General features: G+C 65.7%; 5 protein-coding genes. 2 read left to right on the forward strand and 3 right to left on the reverse strand.

Annotated elements, in window-relative coordinates:
- Positions 1-56 precede the first annotated feature (56 nt).
- Genes B1C78_RS06315 through arsC form a run of 3 tightly spaced genes read right to left on the reverse strand, consistent with a single transcriptional unit; the run spans position 57 to position 1,386 of the window.
- Positions 57-410 (reverse strand): DUF2069 domain-containing protein, encoded by a 354-nt coding sequence (locus tag B1C78_RS06315; protein WP_077278309.1) that lies wholly within the window; start codon positions 408-410, stop codon positions 57-59.
- Positions 410-1,021 carry an NAD(P)H:quinone oxidoreductase gene (gene wrbA, locus B1C78_RS06320; protein WP_077278310.1) on the reverse strand — a complete coding sequence of 204 codons (612 nt, stop codon included), beginning with the start codon at positions 1,019-1,021 and terminating at the stop codon, positions 410-412. Before wrbA ends, B1C78_RS06315 begins: the two co-directional genes overlap by 1 nt.
- A gap of 2 nt (positions 1,022-1,023) precedes the next feature.
- Complete coding sequence (gene arsC / locus B1C78_RS06325) at positions 1,024-1,386, reverse strand: arsenate reductase (glutaredoxin) (RefSeq protein ID WP_077278311.1); 363 nt, start codon at positions 1,384-1,386, stop codon at positions 1,024-1,026.
- 134 nt (positions 1,387-1,520) lie between these two features.
- Here arsC and B1C78_RS06330 point away from each other — a divergent pair, with 134 nt between their 5' ends.
- Together B1C78_RS06330 and B1C78_RS17800 are read left to right on the forward strand one after the other, a co-directional pair.
- Positions 1,521-1,823 carry a DUF4398 domain-containing protein gene (locus B1C78_RS06330; RefSeq protein WP_077278312.1) on the forward strand — a complete coding sequence of 101 codons (303 nt, stop codon included), beginning with the start codon at positions 1,521-1,523 and terminating at the stop codon, positions 1,821-1,823.
- Positions 1,824-2,018: 195 nt separating this feature from the next.
- Positions 2,019-2,492 (forward strand): LysM peptidoglycan-binding domain-containing protein, encoded by a 474-nt coding sequence (locus B1C78_RS17800; RefSeq protein ID WP_245795339.1) that lies wholly within the window; start codon positions 2,019-2,021, stop codon positions 2,490-2,492.
- The last annotated feature ends 146 nt before the right edge of the window (positions 2,493-2,638 follow it).

Genomic DNA, 2,638 nt, shown 5'->3' on the forward strand with positions numbered 1-2,638 from the left:
ACCCGAATCCTTCGCCTGCTCCCGCGATCCCGGTGAGATATGCGGGTTAAGCGCTGTCAGTCGCTCTGCTGCAGCTGCCGTCGGGCCAGTCTCGGGTAGATGCCCGCGGCACCGAGCCAGACCAGACTCAGGCAGATCATCAGCCAGCCGTATCCCCGCTCGGCCCCTGGGCCGGCGGCATGAAAGACGCCGATCACGAAGTAGAGCATCGCCAGAAAGGCGGACCAGGCGTGGGTATATGCCCGTCCCGCCAGCAGGCCCGGCAACGGCAGCACCAGCGGTGTCAGCATCAGCAACAGCACCAGCGCGCGGGGCAGGACCTGCGGTGGTGCGAGCCAGGCGTTCCAGATGAGGATCAGGGCGAACAGCCCCAGCACCCCCGCCAGGGCCAGGCTGTTGGCAAGTCGCATCAGCCCGCAGTGCCCAGCGCGCGCGCCGCGGTCGCAATGCGGCGGCCCAGGGCATGACACAGCACCCTCTCGTCCTCGCTCAGGGGCAGGTCCCCCTTGGGGCCCGCCAGGTGGCTGGGGCCGTACGGTGTCCCTCCCGTGCGCGTGTCGGTGAGGGTCGGTTCCGTGTAGGGGATGCCCACGATCAGCATGCCGTGGTGCAGCAGCGGGATCATCATGCTGAGCAGCGTGCTTTCCTGTCCGCCGTGCAGGGTACCCGTGGACGTGAACACGCCGGCCGGCTTGCCGGCGAGCGCACCGGAAAGCCACTGGCTGCCGGTTCCGTCCAGGAAGTATTTCATGGGCGCGGCCATGTTGCCGAACCGGGTGGGGCTGCCCAGTGCCAGGCCCGCGCACTCGACGAGATCATCGGCGGTGGCGTAAGGAGGCCCCTCCGCGGGGATGTCGGCCGCCACCGCCTCGCAGGTGGCCGAGACGGGCGGAACCGTGCGCAGCCTGGCCTGCATGCCGTCCACGGACTCCACGCCGCGGGCCACGTGCCGTGCCATGTCCGCCGTGGCGCCGTAGCGGCTGTAGTAAACGACGAGGATCTCGCTCGCGCTAGCCCGCATAGCTAGAGCACCTTCAGCACGTTCTCGGGCGGTCGCCCGATAGCGGCCCGGTCGCCATGGACCACGATGGGGCGCTCGATAAGTATCGGCCGCTGCACCATGGCGCGGATCAGGGTCTCGCGCGTGAGTCCCGGATCGTCCAGATCCGCCTCGGCATACTCAGGTTCCTTGCGGCGCATGAATTCCCGCGGCTCCATGTCCAGCTTGCGCAGGATGCGATCGAGTTCATCCGCATCCGGCGGTGTCTTCAGGTACTCCACGATACGGGGTTCGATGCCTTTCGAGCGCAGCAGTTCGAGGGTTGCCCGGGACTTGCTGCAGCGCGGATTGTGGTAGATGACGACGGGGGAAGTCTGGGTCGACATGAGGTTGCCCTGGTGTTGTTGCCATTGATTTTCGGCGGTTTGCCGTGCCTTGACGCTTCAGGGGGGTGGTGATAGCGTCTGATCGAACCGGCGTTCGTCGCCCCTTTCCGATCACGCACGCACGACACCATCCCATGTGGAGCAACTCCCTGCCTCGCGCAGCGTCCCTGGCATTATACCTGTCGCTTGCCGCACTCGCCGGGTGCGCCGCCACGGCACCCGTGCAGGAAATGAGCGACGCCCGCCAGGCCTTGCGGGCGGCCGAACAGGCCGGCGCGCAGGAGCGGCAGCTGCCCAGCTACCTGGTCGCCCGGGAACTGCTGGAGTCCGCGGAGGCCCTGCTGAACGCCGGGGACTATCGCGCGGCCCGGGAGAAGGCCGACCGGGCCAGACGACACGCCGTCAATGCCCGGCGGGAAGCCCTGGGGCGGGAATGAATCGCGGCGAGGGAAACCTTGTTGGTTCCCTCCAGTGTTGTGAGCCACAGCTTTCAGCGGTTGCGGGTGTTTCGTTCCGTGACGCCCGTCTCCCATAGTTCTTGACCATCTTGCGGGCGTGGTGGTAGCTTGCGTCTATGTCAGATATGTTGTTGTCTGCTCAGAATAATTCCAGATAAACAGGAGCCATAACAAATGAAATCCAACCAGTTGCGGCTTGCGCTTGTCGGTGCCATGGTGCTCGGGCTCACCGTCGGATGTGCAGCGACCCAGGAGCCGGCCCCGGAGCCGGAACCCGCACCGCCGGCACAGCCGGCCCCCGCGCCTGCCCCGCAGCCAAGGGCGGAACCGACACCGCCCCCGCCGCCGCCGACCAGCATGATTTACGAGGTGGTGCGTGGCGACAGCCTGTGGCGTATTTCCGGCCGCAGCTCCGTGTACGGCAATCCGTACCAGTGGCCGCTGATCTACCGGGCCAACGCATCCGAGATCCGCGACGCCGATCTGATCTACCCCGGCCAGCGTTTCACCGTCGAACTCAATCCGTCGCAGGGTGACGTGGATGCCGCTGTACGCCATGCCCGTACCCGTGGAGCCTGGGAGCTGGGCCGTGTCGAGGATTCGGACGTGCGTTACCTGGATCAGTACGGTCTGCGTCCGAAGCGCTGATCGCTACACTAGATCGGCAGTATCGAAGGGCCCGCCTTAGTGCGGGCCTTTTGTTATTTGTCAGTTGTCAGTTGTCAGTTGTCAGTTGTTGAAAACCCTTGACACACTTTCTGCCGCAGCCATGCTCCTGACAACTGACAACTGAC

It is taken from the genome of Thioalkalivibrio denitrificans, from assembly GCF_002000365.1.
Lineage (GTDB): Bacteria > Pseudomonadota > Gammaproteobacteria > Ectothiorhodospirales > Ectothiorhodospiraceae > Thioalkalivibrio_A > Thioalkalivibrio_A denitrificans.